At 71.9% G+C, this 14,620-nt stretch carries 17 protein-coding genes; 9 read left to right on the top strand and 8 right to left on the bottom strand.

Going from position 1 to position 14,620, the window contains the following annotated elements; genetic code table 11:
• Positions 1-2 precede the first annotated feature (2 nt).
• On the bottom strand, positions 3-998 hold the full coding sequence (gene galE, locus Srubr_RS12925; RefSeq protein WP_229926927.1) for a UDP-glucose 4-epimerase GalE: 996 nt from the start codon (positions 996-998) through the stop codon (positions 3-5).
• 129 nt (positions 999-1,127) lie between these two features.
• Between galE and Srubr_RS12920 the strand changes: the two genes are divergently transcribed.
• The 8 genes from Srubr_RS12920 (at position 1,128) to Srubr_RS12885 (ending at position 7,473) form a co-directional block, all read left to right on the top strand.
• Complete coding sequence (locus tag Srubr_RS12920; protein WP_189998279.1) at positions 1,128-1,559, top strand: hypothetical protein; 432 nt, start codon at positions 1,128-1,130, stop codon at positions 1,557-1,559.
• A gap of 330 nt (positions 1,560-1,889) precedes the next feature.
• Positions 1,890-2,594, top strand: coding sequence for a hypothetical protein (locus tag Srubr_RS12915; RefSeq protein WP_189998278.1), 705 nt, complete (start codon positions 1,890-1,892; stop codon positions 2,592-2,594).
• A 72-nt stretch (positions 2,595-2,666) separates the two neighbouring features.
• Positions 2,667-4,373: a type I-E CRISPR-associated protein Cse1/CasA gene (gene casA, locus Srubr_RS12910; protein ID WP_189998277.1), complete on the top strand. Its 1,707-nt coding sequence runs from the start codon at positions 2,667-2,669 to the stop codon at positions 4,371-4,373.
• Between the two features lie 23 nt (positions 4,374-4,396).
• Positions 4,397-5,035 carry a hypothetical protein gene (locus tag Srubr_RS12905; RefSeq protein WP_189998276.1) on the top strand — a complete coding sequence of 213 codons (639 nt, stop codon included), beginning with the start codon at positions 4,397-4,399 and terminating at the stop codon, positions 5,033-5,035.
• Positions 5,036-5,119: 84 nt separating this feature from the next.
• Positions 5,120-5,602 (top strand): hypothetical protein, encoded by a 483-nt coding sequence (locus Srubr_RS12900; protein ID WP_189998275.1) that lies wholly within the window; start codon positions 5,120-5,122, stop codon positions 5,600-5,602.
• Between the two features lie 205 nt (positions 5,603-5,807).
• Positions 5,808-6,242 (top strand): hypothetical protein, encoded by a 435-nt coding sequence (locus Srubr_RS12895; protein ID WP_189998274.1) that lies wholly within the window; start codon positions 5,808-5,810, stop codon positions 6,240-6,242.
• On the top strand, positions 6,239-6,967 hold the full coding sequence (locus Srubr_RS12890) for a bifunctional DNA primase/polymerase (RefSeq protein WP_189998273.1): 729 nt from the start codon (positions 6,239-6,241) through the stop codon (positions 6,965-6,967). The genes Srubr_RS12895 and Srubr_RS12890 overlap by 4 nt, the downstream gene beginning before the upstream one ends.
• Positions 6,967-7,473 carry a hypothetical protein gene (locus Srubr_RS12885; protein ID WP_189998272.1) on the top strand — a complete coding sequence of 169 codons (507 nt, stop codon included), beginning with the start codon at positions 6,967-6,969 and terminating at the stop codon, positions 7,471-7,473. Before Srubr_RS12890 ends, Srubr_RS12885 begins: the two co-directional genes overlap by 1 nt.
• 100 nt (positions 7,474-7,573) lie before the next feature.
• Here the strand turns inward: Srubr_RS12885 and Srubr_RS12880 are convergent, their stop codons facing one another.
• Positions 7,574-7,735 (bottom strand): hypothetical protein, encoded by a 162-nt coding sequence (locus tag Srubr_RS12880; protein WP_189998320.1) that lies wholly within the window; start codon positions 7,733-7,735, stop codon positions 7,574-7,576.
• A gap of 102 nt (positions 7,736-7,837) precedes the next feature.
• On the opposite strand from Srubr_RS12880, the gene Srubr_RS12875 reads away from it, so the two are divergent.
• A complete protein-coding gene (locus Srubr_RS12875; protein WP_308439945.1) occupies positions 7,838-8,362 on the top strand; it encodes a DUF6292 family protein in 525 nt (174 codons plus the stop codon).
• Positions 8,363-8,500: 138 nt separating this feature from the next.
• Here the strand turns inward: Srubr_RS12875 and Srubr_RS12870 are convergent, their stop codons facing one another.
• From Srubr_RS12870 to Srubr_RS12845, 6 genes are all read right to left on the bottom strand, one after another.
• Positions 8,501-8,929, bottom strand: coding sequence for a hypothetical protein (locus Srubr_RS12870; RefSeq protein ID WP_189998270.1), 429 nt, complete (start codon positions 8,927-8,929; stop codon positions 8,501-8,503).
• 424 nt (positions 8,930-9,353) lie between these two features.
• A complete protein-coding gene (locus Srubr_RS12865) occupies positions 9,354-11,078 on the bottom strand; it encodes a hypothetical protein (RefSeq protein ID WP_189998269.1) in 1,725 nt (574 codons plus the stop codon).
• Positions 11,079-11,107: 29 nt separating this feature from the next.
• Complete coding sequence (locus Srubr_RS12860) at positions 11,108-12,244, bottom strand: site-specific integrase (RefSeq protein ID WP_189998268.1); 1,137 nt, start codon at positions 12,242-12,244, stop codon at positions 11,108-11,110.
• The gene (locus Srubr_RS40590; RefSeq protein ID WP_229926925.1) at positions 12,241-13,245 is read right to left on the bottom strand and encodes a hypothetical protein; all 1,005 of its coding nucleotides are present in this window, start codon (positions 13,243-13,245) and stop codon (positions 12,241-12,243) included. The genes Srubr_RS12860 and Srubr_RS40590 overlap by 4 nt, the downstream gene beginning before the upstream one ends.
• Complete coding sequence (locus tag Srubr_RS12850; protein ID WP_189998267.1) at positions 13,242-13,955, bottom strand: hypothetical protein; 714 nt, start codon at positions 13,953-13,955, stop codon at positions 13,242-13,244. The genes Srubr_RS40590 and Srubr_RS12850 overlap by 4 nt, the downstream gene beginning before the upstream one ends.
• Complete coding sequence (locus Srubr_RS12845; RefSeq protein WP_189998319.1) at positions 13,952-14,620, bottom strand: hypothetical protein; 669 nt, start codon at positions 14,618-14,620, stop codon at positions 13,952-13,954. The genes Srubr_RS12850 and Srubr_RS12845 overlap by 4 nt, the downstream gene beginning before the upstream one ends.

The following is a 14,620-nucleotide window of genomic DNA, read 5'->3' as shown; positions in this document are numbered from 1 at the left end:
GATCAGTCCTTCAGCAGGGCGTCACGCACCGGGATCCACTCCAGCGCGGAGCGGATGCCGTCCTCCAGGGACAGCTTCGGCGTCCACCCCAGCAGCTCCGCCGCCCGGTCGCTCTTGGTGTAGCCGCCAGCCACATCACCGGGCCGCGGGTCGGCATCGACGGTGGCCAGGGGCGTGCTGACGACCTTGTTGAACGCGGCGCACAGCTCCCGGACCGTGGTGCCGAAGCCAGTGCCCAAGTTGATCGCGATCGAGCGCCTCGGCCCCGTGAGGATGGAGTCGAAGCGCTCGATCGCCGCGATGTGGGCCGCGGCGAGGTCCCAGACATGCACGTAGTCCCGGATCCCGCTGCCGTCGCGCGTCGGGTAGTCCGTCCCCGTGATCGGGAACGGACGGCCCTCCTGGTGCGCCTGGATGAGCACACCCAGGGCGTGGCTGGGCCGCTTGAGCTGCAGTCCGGTACGCAGCTTGGGGTCGGCCCCGACCGGGTTGAAGTACCGCAGCGACAGCACGCGCGGCCCCGCTACGGCAATGTCGGCGAACATCTCCTCGCACACGGCCTTGGTCCGCGCGTAGGGGCTCTGCGGCGCCAGCGGCGAGTCCTCGTTGACGGGCGAACCGTCCTCGGCCTGGTAGATGGAGGCCGAGCTGCTGAAGATGATGCGATCACAGCCGTTGCGGTGCAGGTGGCGGACGAACGCCAGGCTCTTGGCCACGTTCGCCTCGTAGTAGCCGATCGGGTCCGCGACAGACTCCGGCACCACGATCAGCGCCGCGCAGTGCACCACCGCGACGATGTCCGGGTGCTCCGAGAAAATCCGGTCGACCAGCGCGCCGTCCGCGATGTCGCCCTCGTAGAAGGTGCGCCCTTCGGTGAACTCGCGACGCCCCCGGACCAGGCTGTCGAGGATCACAGGGGTGATACCCGCGTCCAGGCAGGCCGAGGCGACCGTGCTGCCGATGTAACCGGCTCCCCCGGCAATAAGGACCTTCAACACGCTTTTCTCCCGGCCTCGTTACAGCCCCAGTAGACGACCGGCAGCAAGGCTAGCGGAGAAACCAGGGGGCGAGGGCGGCCTCGCGGGCTGCCTCGCCGGGCCCGGTCCACGAAGGTAGCGGTGGCGTCCGTGGACCGTCGCCGCTCTCACCGGAGCGGCCCGCCCTGGCGCCCGGCAGGCTCGTCAAAGGCGCCTACAGCAGCGGTCACCGCCTGGGACGTTGAGACGTACGGAGGCGGGCGCCCCACAGGGGCGTACGAGGACGACGGGTACGAGCCGGACGACCGGGGCGGCCGGTACTACCGCCTGTCCGACGCCCGGGACGAGTACCAGCGCCACAAGTGGGCGCCCATGCCGTACACCCCGCCGCGGCGTCCCCGCTTCGAGCCCGCCCCCTGCCCGGCCGATCCGTCGGTGAAGCACTGCGACCACTGCGGTGGAACCTCGGCGGTGGGCGGATGGATGGCCGCGAGCCTGGGACGGGCCTGTAGCGTCGACTGCTTCGACGCCATGGCCAACGAGCACGGAGCCCACGCCCGCCGCTACCACCCCGCGGCATAGCCGCCGACGGACTCGTGTATGCGGCAAAGCCCGAGGACGAAAGCACCGGAACGGTGCGGCAGGCTCGGCCGACTGCGCGCGCCGGGCGCGAGGCGCCCGGCGCGGTGCACTGCGCGTCAAGGCGCCCCTATCGCGATGTTCACGTCTGCCGACAGCACCGCGATGTCCGGGGCGACGAACAGGGTGAGGCAAGCCAAAAACTTTAAAGTTTTCTTCTAAGAATGAGTTGCACACGCTTTTTTAAAGTTTTAGTGTGCGGGTGTGCCGGACGCTCGCCCGGCGCCAGCAACCCGCCGCGCCGCAGCGGGACTTGGACCCGAGGAGGCCCTGATGCGCAACGTGATCTCCACCGTAACCAGCGTGGACGTGGACGTGGACTACGCCGAGCAGGTCGAGAAGTTGATCGACGCCCTGGCCGGCCGGGGGGCCGCGGAGCGGGAGACCACCCAGGTCGGCGAGGACGGCGAGACCGGCTTCTACGTCCGTCTGTACACCTACCGGGCGCCGGGGTCCGGCGAGACGGTGTGGGCGGTCGACTACAGCGACCCCACCACCCGCGAGGTGGAGGAGGCCTCCTCGCGCGAGGAGGCCGAGACCCGGTACGAGGAGATGGTCCGCGAAACCGCCGGCACCATGGGCGTGGACCGCGACGACCACGTGGAGCGCTTCACCGTGACCGACGTCACCGGCGTGCCCGGCCCCCTGCCGGACCTGCCCACCGTCGACCCCGACGACATCGGACGCCTGATCGACGCGGCCGGGACGCCCGTCCTGTACCTGCACCGCGCCGACGACGAACTCACGGTCCGTCTCGGCCAGGCGGATCAGGTCGACGGCGAGCACGTCCTGATCACCCGCGCCCAGGTGCTGGAAGAGCTGGAGATCAGCGACGGCGAGACCCGCGTCACCTCCGCCTCGGCGGCCGGCCAGGTCCGGGAGTACGGCCTGGCCCTCAGCCACCTCGCGTACGACACGACGAAGAGCCGGGTCCAGACCGTCGCCGACGCCCTGTTCCCCGTCCCGGCTCCGGTCTGACCGCCGCCTTCCCCTTTCGCCCTGGGCCGCCCACCGGGCGGCCCCCCTTCACGTCCGCGAGGGAGCCCCGCCGTGCCTGCCCCGTTCCTCCTCACCACCGAGCCCTGGATCCCCGTCTGGGACCTGGACGCCGCCGCTGCACGCGACGTCGGCCTGACCGAGGCCCTGCTGCGCGCCCACCGCCTGCGCCTGCCCGCCGACCGGGCCGAGGGCGTGGCCCTGTTCCGTCTGCTGGCCGCCGTGTACGACGCGGCCGCCGGACCGCGCGACGCCGCCGAGTGGGACGCCGCGTGGAAGGCCGAGACCCTGGACGCCGCTGCGGTGACCGCCTACCTGGACCGGTGGGCCGACCACCTTGACCTCTTCCACCCGGAGCACCCCGCCCTCCAGTGCGGCGCCCTGACCGAGTACGCCCGCGGCCCCGAGGCCCTGCATCCCGGCACCCTTGGCGGCGCCGCGGCCGCCTGGTTCAGCCACGAGCTGTACCAGCCGCTCCCCCCGTACCCCGCCGCCCGCGCCGCGCAGCTCCTGCTGCACCTGCTCGCCTACGACGTCGCCGGGATCAAGCGGGCCGCGCCGGGCGACCCCGCCACCAAGGGCGGCAAGGTCTACGGCGCCCAGATCGGGCCTGCCGCCTCCGCCACGCACTGCCACCTGACCGTGCTCGGCGGCACCCTGAAAGACGACCTGCTGCTCAACCTGCCGCCCCAGCCCCGCGCGGACGGCGACGCCCCGGTGTGGGAGCGGGACACCCCGCCCGCGCCCATGCGCTCGCGCACTCCCACCGGCCGTCTCGACCTGCTGACCTGGCCCACCCGCCGCATCCGGCTGCACGCCACCGACGATGGCACCGTGGACGCCGTCGCCCACCACGACGGTGACCGCCTGCCCGACCTGTGGCAGCACTCCAGCCGTCTGGACCCGATGACCGCCTGGGCCACGAGCAAGGCCGGCACCCCCATCCCCCTGCCGGTCCTCGACGACCAGAGCTGGCCGCAGCCCTGGCGTGGGGCTGTCCTCCTCAGCAGCACCCGCGAGCACAGCGCCGTCGTCCAGCACGCCGTGGCCGCCGCCGAACGCGGCACCCTCGCCCCCGGTCTGTCCCTCCACGCGGTGCTGGGCACCACCCTCTACAGCAACCAGCACCAGTCGGCGATCAGCGACATCACTGTCACCGTGACGCCTCTGGGTACCACCGGGCAGCTCGCCGACCCGGCCGCCCGCGAGCAGCTGGCCACCATGTCCCGCTACGCCGACGTCATCGGCAGCAACTTGCGCCAGCACGCCGTGAAAATCTCCGGCCGCCCCTCCGCCCAGGTCGCCCCCCGGATGCTCCTGCACGACCTGGACCGCGACTGGGAGGAAGCAGTCCGCGTCCACGCCCAGGACCCCGACCAGGGCCGCGCGCTGTGGCGCGACGCCGTGCACGCGGCCGCCGAGCGCTGCATCGACGCGTTCCCCCTGCGCCCCATGGAACGCGGGAAATTGCTGGCCCAGTACCGGCAAGACCCTGCCCCGCAGCCCAAGCCGCGCAAGCGCGCGCCGAAGACGCCACCGGCACCGGCCGCCCCCCGGAGGGCTGCGGGCACCGGGCGGCGCGGTCCCGCCTCGACCACCTACGAAGTGTTCGACGGCCGCTACACCCTCAACCAGCTCAGCCGACACCCCAACTGCGTCGTCTCCTACCCCACGCTCCGTAAGCGCGTCGTTGAGGACGGCTGGGACATCACCGAAGCCGCCACCACACCCGGCGGCCGCGGCTCACGCCGCACCACCTGACGGCACCGGCGGCCGGCACCGCTGTGCTGCGCTCGAACGGGCCCGGCACGCTCGTGGCCGCCGTCGGCCCCGGTGCCGCGGGCAAGAACGTCTTCGCCGCCGGGGCCCGGAGCGTCTCGGTGGTCTGCCTCGACTCCCTGCGCGAGAGGAACCCCATGTCAGACGACCAGGAACCCACCCCCGCCGAGCTACGCGCCCTCATGACCGAGGCCGACGCCCTCCAGCGCCGCATCCTCGACATCAGCGAACGGCTGGGGGCATCCGCCAGCGAGGACGTCCGCCGTACCCGCTTCCGGCTGGAGGACGCCGCCGGGGCGGTGCGCACCGTCCGGCAGGACCTGGACGAGACGGCCGGCGACCTCGCCCGCGTCCGTGCCGTGCGCGACGGACGCGTGTGCGCCGTGCCCTGGGGAGTGTGCCCCGACCACGGCAACACGCTCACCGGGACCGGCGGCCGCGCCTGGTGCACCGCCCCGGCCTGCACTCGGAGGTGGGGGTACGACCGTCTCGCCTCCCCCTGCGGTGAGCCGCTGACCCACCGGGTGGCCGACGCGGACGGCGGCTCCTTCCTGGCCTGCACCGGCCACGCGATGGACGCCTCCAAGCGGCTGGTCGACGGCACGGTCACCCCACTCGGCACCGAGGACGGCGGCCGTGACTGACCGGCTGTACCTGCGGCACAGCACGTGCAAGGCCCGCCGCATCCACTCCGACCGAGTGCTCAACGCCAGGGCCTAGGGGGTCTCATGTGGGGGAACCTGATCGCGGTCGTCGGCACCCTCGCCGGTGTCCTGCTCGCCAGCCTGACGCAGCGCTGGACTGAGCGGTGGACCCGGAACGAACAGCACCGGCAGATCGTGGCGGACCGGGTCGCCGCCCTGCTCGACGCGGTCCTGGCCTACCGGGAGCTTTTCTGGCTCCAGGTGGACTCTCTGCGGGCGGGGGAGGGGAATCCGGTCGAACGGGCGAGCTTCTACCGGGCCCGCAGCGATGTCACCCGGGCGCGTGACCGGCTGGTGCTCATCACCTCCGACCCGGTGGTGAGGGCCACCTCCGAGGAGGCCGCCTGGAGCGCGCTGGAGCTGAGCGCGATCGTGCTCGGCAGCCCGCAGAACGGGCGGTTCGCTCCCGAGGTCGAGCAGGCGCTGGACGAGGGGCGGGAGCGCAGCCGGGGGGCCCACACCGCGCTGCGCAGGGCCGGTGAGGCTTTCGTCAGCCGGTCTCACTGACAGCACCACCCCGGTTCGCTACAGTGGGTCTGCGGGCGTATGCCCGTGGGCCCGGCTCACGGCCCGGTTCGTCTGGCCCAGACCGGACGAGCAACACCGCAGGTGCTCCGCGCCGAGCCACCCTCCTCGCACATCACCTTGCTGGCCTCGCTCTTGGCGGCCGGTGAGTCTGGGATCACCGCAGCCGCGGAAACGAGAGCTTGAGATGCCGAAGAACCACGCGCGGAAGAAGGCCCTGGCCGAGCTCAAGGCCGAGCTGGGCATCAAGCACGCCGACGCCATCGCGCTCCTGGACCACCCCGACGCCGACGAGCGGGAAACGCTGTACGAGTACCTGGAGACGTACGTCGACATCAACACGTACAAGGAAGCCGTCGACTACCTCCGCCAGGAACAGAACGACCCGGCCAACCAGATCATGTGCACGACGTGCGGCTGGACGAACAACATGGTCTGCCCCGAGTGCGCCAAGGGCTGCGGCTGCTCGGTCGGCTGCACCGGCTGGCGGCACGGCGAGTACACCGACCCCGACGAGAACGACGACTACGACGAGGACGGCGACTGCTACGACTGCGGCGCCGACGGCGACCCGTACGCGGAGTGCACCTGCTACGACGACGAGGACAGCGAGGCGGCATGAGCACGCGCGACGTCCAAGCCGTCATCGCGGCGAGCGGCTACGCCCGCCACGGCACGACGATGCTCGGCGGGTCCTTCCGGAGCTGCACGTGCCCCAAGACCCGGTGCGGAGGCGTTGCCGGGGGCACCGAGCGCGACGGGTGCCCCGAACACCGGCGCAGCCCCGCCCAGCTCTGGCACTGGGCCGCCGAATGCCCCGGGCGGCTCGCCGACGCACAGACCGCTGTCCGGCGCGGCCTGGCGGTCTTCCCGCTCCCCGTCGGTGGCCGGGTGCCCTCCCCTGGCTGGCAGCGGCTGGCGACCCGCGACGAGGCGGTGCTGCCCGAGCTGCTCGCCGACGGCCGCAACGTCGGCATCTCCTGCCGGGCCTCCGGCGTCGTCGCCCTGGACCTGGATGTCCACGACGACGACGGCCAGGCCGTGCTCGCCGGACTGGCCGCGCGCCTCGGTAAGCCGTGGCCCGACACGTTGACCGTGGCGACCCCGTCCGGTGGCCGGCACCTGTACTTCCGGGTGTCGGCGGACTGCACCATCGGCAGCAGCTCCGGCGGCCGGACCGCCCTCGGCCCGGGGATCGACGTCCGCGGGCCCGGCCGCCGCAGCGGCGGGTACCTCGTCGGGCCCGGCTCCCTTGTGGGCGGCCTGCCCTACACGATCGTCCACGACTCCCCTGTGGCTCCCCTGCCAAACTGGATCGCCGACCGGCTTCACCCGAGGGGGGCCTGATGGACGACTACTTCCGTGACTCGCTGGCGAACGCGTTGAGCCTGTGCCAGTACAACGTGCGGGCGTTCACCCGCCCCGAGATCGACGCCATCTACGAGTACGACGACAAGCTCGCCCCCCTCGGCCTGGCCTCCTACTTCGAGCTGGAGACCCTGCTCGACACTCCGGAGGCGCAGGCGGACCCGGGCAGCGCGATGCGCGAGCGGGCCAAGAAGTTGACCGCCTGGCACCAGGCGCTCACCGAGCTGCTCCAGGACCCCCGGCTGAAAAACGTCCGCTACGTCGACCCCAGCACCACGCTCACCAGCACCGAGGACAGCCGCTCTCCCTACAGCCCGGCCGTGCGCCGCTTCGTGAAGGGCGCCGCCGCGGAATACCACCGCCACCGCACGGGCTTCGAACACGCCGTCACCGTGTGGGCCCTCGGGCTGGAAGCCCCGGGCAGCTACCCGCCGGCGACTCGGCACGTCAACCTGAACAACAAAGCCCTGGAAGTCTGGGGCTGACGGCGTGACGTCACTCGGCATCATCACCAGCCTTGCGGCGGCGGCCCCGACGACGAGGCCCTGACGCACATCCGTGCTACGCAGGCTCCAGCGCCCTTCCTCACGGCTTCCTACCTCTGCCGTACTGGATGGCGACCTTGCCCTTGCCGTCCGGCAGGGCGATCCCGCCGGGGCTGCGCAGGTGGGCATCGGGCACGTGTGCCTCGACGAGCCGGTGGGCCTCCGCCGACGTTATCTCGGGTGAGAAACGAGCGTCAGGCATGTGAGGCAAGTACCTGTTCAGGAACGTGCCTCACAGGTATCCGGGGGTTGTTAGGCATGTCGGTGTGTTCGTGACGTACACACCGACCCCAACTGCCCGATCATGGCCCACATGAGTCTTGCGTGGCCGTGTGCCCTTTCCCCCGACGCGCCGAAGCGGGCGCACTCCGCATACCTGAGGGCCGTCGTCGCAGCCCTTGGCCCCCATGCGGGTTCAGCCGAGTGGGACGACAGTCTCGCCGGGACCGGCCCGGACGGCGAAGAAATCATGCTGCTGGAAGCCTTCGTCGATGTCGCGGGTGGGATCTGGACGCTGGTGTGGAACCAGATGGCCGGCTGGTCGTACAGCATCGCGCCCTTGGATGATGAAGACGACGAGCCGAAAGAACGCCTGCCCCTTATCACCGGAGCAATCGTTCCGCCCGCTGATGCCGTTGCCCTCGCTGTACGCACGCTCGCCGAGCGGGGACCCACCGCCCTCCCGGCTCACGCAGACGAGATCCCGATTCCGGTCGGCGCCCAGGTAGGCGTGGAGCAGCGCGAGTTCATGGAGTTGGGGTACATCACGCCCGACACGGCGCAACGCCTGGCGGTGTACTCACTGGCAGAGGACCTGCTCCGAACGTGAGTGCAGGAGGTGTTTCGATCGAAACACCTCCCGAGGACATGCCAAGTCCTACTTGCCTTACATGCCTGCACTGCCGATCAGCGGTCTGACCTGGGCGAAGACGCCTCACCCCCTAGATAATCGCGGCCGTGGGTGCGCTCATGAGGTCCACCAGGGCAGGGCGCCGCGCTCGCGGGCGTCGTCTTTGGCGACCCGTACCCGGGCGGCTGCCCACTGGTCGGCAGCGCGCTCGACGTCGTGCAGGTATTCGGCGCGGGCGCCGGCGGAGGCGGGGCCGGGCTGGTTGAGGCCGCAGCTCCAGCACCTGACCCGATCCGCGCGGGCGGGGCAAGCGGTGGCGTGGCCGCAGCGCAAGCAGCGGTGCTCCGAGTCGCGGACCACAGCGTCGGTCTGGGTGATCTCGGCGTAGCTGCGGCAGGAGCCGCAGCTCACCTTCATGGCCACGGTCCAGTCGACGTGTTCCCTGTCCGGGCTGAGGGCGTACTCGACGGAGTCCGGCTCACCGACGATCCCGCACGACGGGCAGGCGAAGTACGGATGGCTCTCCTCCCGGGGCACGCCGCTCACAGGGCGCCTCCGTCGGGGACGCAGCCGGCGCGGGTGGCGGAGTGGGCCATCGCAGCTCCCTCGTAGGTGACTTCAACCACCTATGGAACATCATCTGACAGCGCTCAGTGGGCCTCGACACCTTCCAGTCCGGCCAGACAGGACAGCGTCGCCAACACGGTGGTGGAGACCGTCATGTCGGAGACCACTGGCTGAGCAGCGGCGGGGGAATCCCCAGCGCCGGGCGCGACCACCCGGGCGGGCCTGGGGAGCTGTTCTGAGGTGCCCCATCCGCAGCTGGCGGTGTGCACCCACGGGCGTCTGGGGCCGTCCGCTGTGGTGCCCCGTCCCCGTACCCCCGGCGGACGCCGCCGACCGATCGAGAACGAAGACGTGTTGACCACGGAGATGGTCACCCGGGCCTACCGGTGGCCGCAGGCAAGCGTCAGCTGCCGGACGGGACGGCCGGGGCCGACACCGGGGGGAGGACGACGTCGGGGTGGAACTCGGCGTACGCCTCGCGGTACTCGGCGAGATGGTCCCGACCGGCCTGGGTGACATGCAGCAGCGGCCAGTTGTCCCCGTAGTGGCTGTAGGCGTCGAACTGGGCCAGGTTCATGTACTCGGCAAGGCCCCGGTCGGTGAGGACCCCGGGTGCCTTCGTGCTGCGGGTGACCTGCTTGATTTCGTACGAGAACAAGCCTCGCGGAATCGTTGCCAACTCCCCCTCGCTCGCCTGCCCGTACCGCTCGACCTGGATGCGGGAGTGGTGGGCCCGCCGGGGGTTCTCGGTGGCTACAAGGGCGACGAGCAGCCGCAGCGCGGGGGCGTCCAGCAGCCCGGCCGGGCGGCGCCTGCGCGGCTGTTCCTCCTCCGGCGGAGCGTTGAGCAGCCGGTAGAGGTAGCCGTTACGCAGGACGCGGTGCAGGTGCACGGCCAGTGCCCACGGCTGTTCGAGTGCGGTGCCACGCGCCGGGCTGGGCACGGCCTCGGTGTGGAGCCCGGCGGCGGCCTTTGCCTTGCCCTTGCGGGTGGTGGCCGCCCGGCGCGGCCGCTTGCGCTGGCACTCCGCGTACAGGCGCTCTCCCTCCACATCGACCGCAGCGACGCCCGTCGGGGTGTACGCCGGCAGTTCCGACACGGCGGCCGCCGTCTGCTTGCGGATCGCTGCCACCGGGTCGGTGCCCTCGACAACCGCGGTCACCGCGGCGAGCGTGGCGGCCGTGTACTGCGGCAGGCGCTCCGCCAGGACCATCCGCATCTTCACCCTGTAGCCGTCGAAGGTGTCCGCCAGGGCCTTCGCGTGGGCCCGCTTGAGCTCGAAGACCTCCCGGTACATCGCAAGGGCCAGCTCCCCCTCCTGTCGGTGGAACTCCTCCTTGAACTCCTCTTCGGCCCGGGCGCGTTCCTCCTGTGCCCTCTTCTCGGCCCTCTCGGATGCGTGGGCGAGCGACCAGCATTCGTTCCGCAGCCAGTCGAGCAGCCGGTCCGCCTCCTTCGGCCAGCACTTCCTGCCCGACGGGTCGGGCAGGTTCAGCTTCGGATACGCCGCGGCGTAGGCGGCGTGATGCTCGGCAAGGTGGGTGACGCCCTCCTCGGTGATCTCGAACCCCAGGTAGGTACCGCGCGAGCGGGCCAGCCCGCGCGGGATGAGTTCCTTGTCGATGGTGGGCGAGCGCGCCCAGTCCAGGTATCCCGTGCGGCTCTTGGACGCGTCGTAGAGCTGTCCGAGGACCTCGGCGGCCCGCTCCTTGAGCGGCACCTTCGTCCGGCAGGGGCGAGGCTTGGTCACCCACCGCATCAGAGCCCGGCCGTGTTTGGTCATGGTGACCTGGTGCATCCGCCCGAACGGGGTGGCCCGGTGGTCCAGGGTGATCAGCTTGTGTGACACCAGGACCTTGATGGTGGAGCCGGTGCCCTGGTCGTGGTGCCCGGCGCCACGCCAACGGATCTGGAGTGCGGTGCGGCCCACCAGGTCGGGCACGGCCGGTTCGTGGTAGGCGTCGATCGTGCGCCACTCGGCGGCGGGGCGACGGTCGTAGTTCCCCGCCGCGCCGGCCGCGCGCTGCGCGGCCTCCCGCGCCTGGTCCTCCTCGAAGATGGTCTTCAGGTAGAACTGCTGACGCGGGTTCAGCGCCTTCCAGAGCTCAGCGTAGCCGGTGTAGGCCATGGCCCCCTCCCTCGTGTTGGGCTTCGCGGTCACAATCCGATTCCCTCGGTCGCGTTGTCTGCCCACTTGTCACCCTCGTCCACGTACTCCCAGAACACCGGCGAGTTCTTCGACCAGCCGCCCTGGGTCCGCAGCTTCTCCGACCGCTTGCCCTTGCGGCGACCGGTGGTGACCAGTCCTCGGCGGCCGGAGTGCCCGGTGATCCGTCGTTCCGTCATCCCCGCGTACTTCGCGGAGCGGGCCATCGCCCGGCCGCAGCCGTCGGGCGACAGCCGACTGGCGCCGAGGTTGCCCCACTGGTCGACGGGCAGGTACGCGGGCCCGTCGGGCGCCGCGCCGGCGGCGAGCTTGGCCTCCTTCCATGCGAGCCAGCAGCGCACCGGGCAGGTGTCGGCGTTCTCGCCGTAGGAGACGACGACGTCGCGGGCCGGTCGGCGCTTCACGCTGGGCACGTGGACCTCCAGGCCCTCCGCCACGAGCCGGATGTGGGTGTCGTTCAGCGCGCTCATCTCCGCGTTGCGGCCCGCGACGGCGAACCGCATGGTGTGCAGGCTCCGGTCCCGCAGCCGGGCCAGCTCCGGCACGATGAGTACCCGGCGGCGCCGGGCGTCCGGCTGCGGCTTCCGCTGGCGCGGTGCGGTGTTCATTCTTCGCAGGTCGGCCGGGGTGATCGCGGCGGCCTTACCGCGGCCGCGCTTCTGCCGCTCCTCGTCCAGCTTGAGCGGCTTGAGTGCTTGGGTGGCCGCCGCCCGGGCGGCCTTGGGCACCTTGTAGCCGTACCGGCGCGCTTCGGAGGACACTCCGGTCACCCGGCGCTCGATCGAGTTGGGCGCGGCCTCCTTGACCTCGTCCAGCCACTTCACGAACGCGACGTAGGTGCCGACCGTGATGGCGCTGTCCGGAAGGCGGGTGCCGGTCTGTGCTTCGAGCCAGCCGTGGAACTCCTGCCACAGCTCCCAGTCCCGGGCGTACCCGGTCTTCGTCTTGCGCGGGCGGCGGTCGTACTGGTCCTTGGCGGCCTTCGTGTCCAGCGCGGCCAGGACGGCGGCCACCGGGTCGTGCACGACGACCGCGCCGGCGCCGGGGGCGTCGTCGGCCTCGACCAGCTCGGCGTCGACCACCTCCACCGGCTCCAGCACGGTCCCGTACTCCTCGGTGGTCGTCACTCAGCGGCCTCCTCCACCGTCTCGGCGAGCCTGCCGACCCGCTCGGCGGCGTGGGTGATGCGCTGCGCCTCGACCCGGAGCTGCGAGCCGTCCTCGTCGTGCTCCGTGACGTCCGCCGCGACCTCGCCGAGTAGGTGGGCCAGCTCCTCCAGTACCTCGGCGATGTCCTTCAGCCCGGCGCGCAGCTCACCGCGTTCCAGGTGGTCGGCGGCGCGCGGAAGTTCGTCGTAGGCGGGCAGGTCGTCGCGGGTGGCGACGGCGGCCTGCTCCTCGTACTCGGCGGGGAAGGGCACGTATACCTGGGTGAGCATCAGCCCGGGCTGGATGGTCTCCGCCTCGGTGGCGAGCCCGGAGACGGTGGCGACCAGCCGGGGGTGGATGGTGTGCACCTGGTCCGGCTCGCCGGGCAGGGCCCGGTGGTAGTCGTCCAGGGACAGCGGCATCTCGCCGGGGAGCTGCTCCAGCAGGGCCCGCAGCTCGCCGACGGTGTCGACCATCGGCGTGGCAGCGACCGCGGCCCGCAGCCGGGCCGTCTGCTCCGCTCGGGCCTCGACGGCGGCCCGGCCCAGGCCGAAGGCGACCCACCGCATCACCTCGCCGTACGCGTCCTCGTCCAAGCCGACCAGCACGTCCGCGCCCTCGGCAACGTGCTGGCGGTAGAGGGCGCGCTGCCCCTCGGCCCACACCCGCAGGTCGTCCACGGCCGCCAGCTCGGTGGTGTCGAGCGCGGCCGCGACCTGCTCCCACGTCGCCCCGAGCCGCAGGGCCTGCGCGATCATGTCGCCGCGCTCGCTGCGGACGGTCCGCCGGATCGCCTCGCCCACGGCGAGCTGGGCCAGGGCGTCGCCGACGACGGCGTCCTGGCCGCGGTCGTGCTCGGTCCGCAGGCGCGCCCCGGCCGCCGCGCGCTGCTGCGCGAGGGAGGTGAGCGGCGTGCCGGCCACAACGTCGCTGGGACGACGGGGCACGGCCGGCTCCGGGGTGGTGTGCTGGTCGGTCATGCCCTCTCTCCAAACGGTGCGGGGACGGTGCGGCCGTGCTCGCGCAGCCACCGATGCACCGCCTTCTCCTCGGCCACCAGCCGGGCGTAGGCGTCGGCGGTCCCGGCGAACAGGGCACCGTAGCGGTCCATCCTGTCCTCGGCGTGCTTGGCGGCCGCGTACCGCTGCAGGGCCTTGCCCAGGTCGAAGTCCTCATAGCCGGGCACCGGGTGCGCGCTGTTGAACAGACCGGTGAAGCAGCCCAGCCGGAAGATCCGGGCCGCGTCCGGGTCGACCCGCTGGAGCCAGTACAGGTTGACGTCCTGGACCTCGGCGGACAGGTACTCCTGGACCATCTCCCGCTCGTCCTGGTCCCCGGCGGTCTGCTTGCTGGCCCAGGCCCGTTCGTAGTCCAGGTCCGGGTGCGGGCCGCCGAGTTCCTTCTCGCACCTCTCGGCGAGCGCGCGGCATTCCGGGGCGGTGCACAGGGCCAGCGCGTACGCGAGCACGCCGGGGCCGCCCCCGGGCAGCGACTCCACCAGCACGCCGCCGTCGTGCTCCCGCACGGCCGCGCAGGACGCGTCCGCGTGCAGCTCGTCCAGCACGTTGCGGTACAGCACGGGCAGCCCGTACCGATCGATGGTGAGGGCGCCCCATCCGAGGCTGGCGGTGTGCACCACGGCGGCGGTGCCGTCGGGCAGGGTGACGGAGGTGAGCATCACGGCGGTCACTTCCCGTCCGCGGGCAGCCAGCGCAGTGCGCCGGTGGCGGCGTCCCGGTCGGTGACCGGGTACGGCTGGCGGCCGGCGCGGATCAGGCGCTCGATCTCCGCCCGCGCGGCCTCCGGGGTCCAGTCGGGGAACAGCCCGGACGCCTGGAAGAGGTCGGCGGCCTCGTCCAGCGTCAGCACGATGCGGTCGCCCTGGCCGCCGGTGCGCTCCTGCTGGACGGCCAGCAGGGCGGCGAGCAGGTCCGTGGCCGATGCGGCCGTCTTGCCGGGGGTGGTCTTCTCCAGCTCGGCGCGGAGCCGGAGGAGTTCGACGGTCTGGTCCTGGAGCCGGGTGGCAGCCCACGTCCGGGCGGCCTCCGCCTCGATGTCCTCGCCGGCGTCCCGGCGGTAGCGCTCGGCGACGGCGGCGCATTCCTCCTCGGTGCACAGCACGCGGGCCACCGCCTCGGCGGAGCCGTCGGGGTGCTCTGTGACCTCGACGTCGGGCTCGGCCAGCTCGGCGGCGACGCACGCGGAGAACATCCGCAGGAGCCCCTCGGCGTCCTCCCTCAGCTCGGTGAGCGGTACGGAGGGCGTGCCGCCGTTCCAGTACACGCGGTGCAGGTGGATGGTGTAGTGGCGGTCCGGCTCCCCCGGTACGAGCAGGAGCGGTACGGACAGCGGCAT

The organism is Streptomyces rubradiris (assembly GCF_016860525.1).
Taxonomy (GTDB): domain Bacteria; phylum Actinomycetota; class Actinomycetes; order Streptomycetales; family Streptomycetaceae; genus Streptomyces; species Streptomyces rubradiris.
Note: the sequence above shows the minus strand (reverse complement) of the source record. Positions and strands in the feature narration are given on the sequence as shown.

What these genes read in the sequence shown, in the direction of transcription:
- Srubr_RS12915 (WP_189998278.1), top strand. Translation starts at nt 1,890, where the DNA reads ATGCGCAACGTGATCTCCACCGTAACCAGCGTGGACGTGGACGTGGAC.
- Srubr_RS12900 (WP_189998275.1), top strand. Translation starts at nt 5,120, where the DNA reads ATGTGGGGGAACCTGATCGCGGTCGTCGGCACCCTCGCCGGTGTCCTG.
- Srubr_RS12895 (WP_189998274.1), top strand. Translation starts at nt 5,808, where the DNA reads ATGCCGAAGAACCACGCGCGGAAGAAGGCCCTGGCCGAGCTCAAGGCC.
- Srubr_RS12890 (WP_189998273.1), top strand. Translation starts at nt 6,239, where the DNA reads ATGAGCACGCGCGACGTCCAAGCCGTCATCGCGGCGAGCGGCTACGCC.
- Srubr_RS12885 (WP_189998272.1), top strand. Translation starts at nt 6,967, where the DNA reads ATGGACGACTACTTCCGTGACTCGCTGGCGAACGCGTTGAGCCTGTGC.
- Srubr_RS12880 (WP_189998320.1), bottom strand. Translation starts at nt 7,735, where the DNA reads ATGCCTGACGCTCGTTTCTCACCCGAGATAACGTCGGCGGAGGCCCAC.
- Srubr_RS12875 (WP_308439945.1), top strand. Translation starts at nt 7,838, where the DNA reads ATGGCCCACATGAGTCTTGCGTGGCCGTGTGCCCTTTCCCCCGACGCG.
- Srubr_RS12865 (WP_189998269.1), bottom strand. Translation starts at nt 11,078, where the DNA reads ATGGCCTACACCGGCTACGCTGAGCTCTGGAAGGCGCTGAACCCGCGT.
- Srubr_RS40590 (WP_229926925.1), bottom strand. Translation starts at nt 13,245, where the DNA reads ATGACCGACCAGCACACCACCCCGGAGCCGGCCGTGCCCCGTCGTCCC.
- Srubr_RS12845 (WP_189998319.1), bottom strand. Translation starts at nt 14,620, where the DNA reads ATGCCGCTGTCCGTACCGCTCCTGCTCGTACCGGGGGAGCCGGACCGC.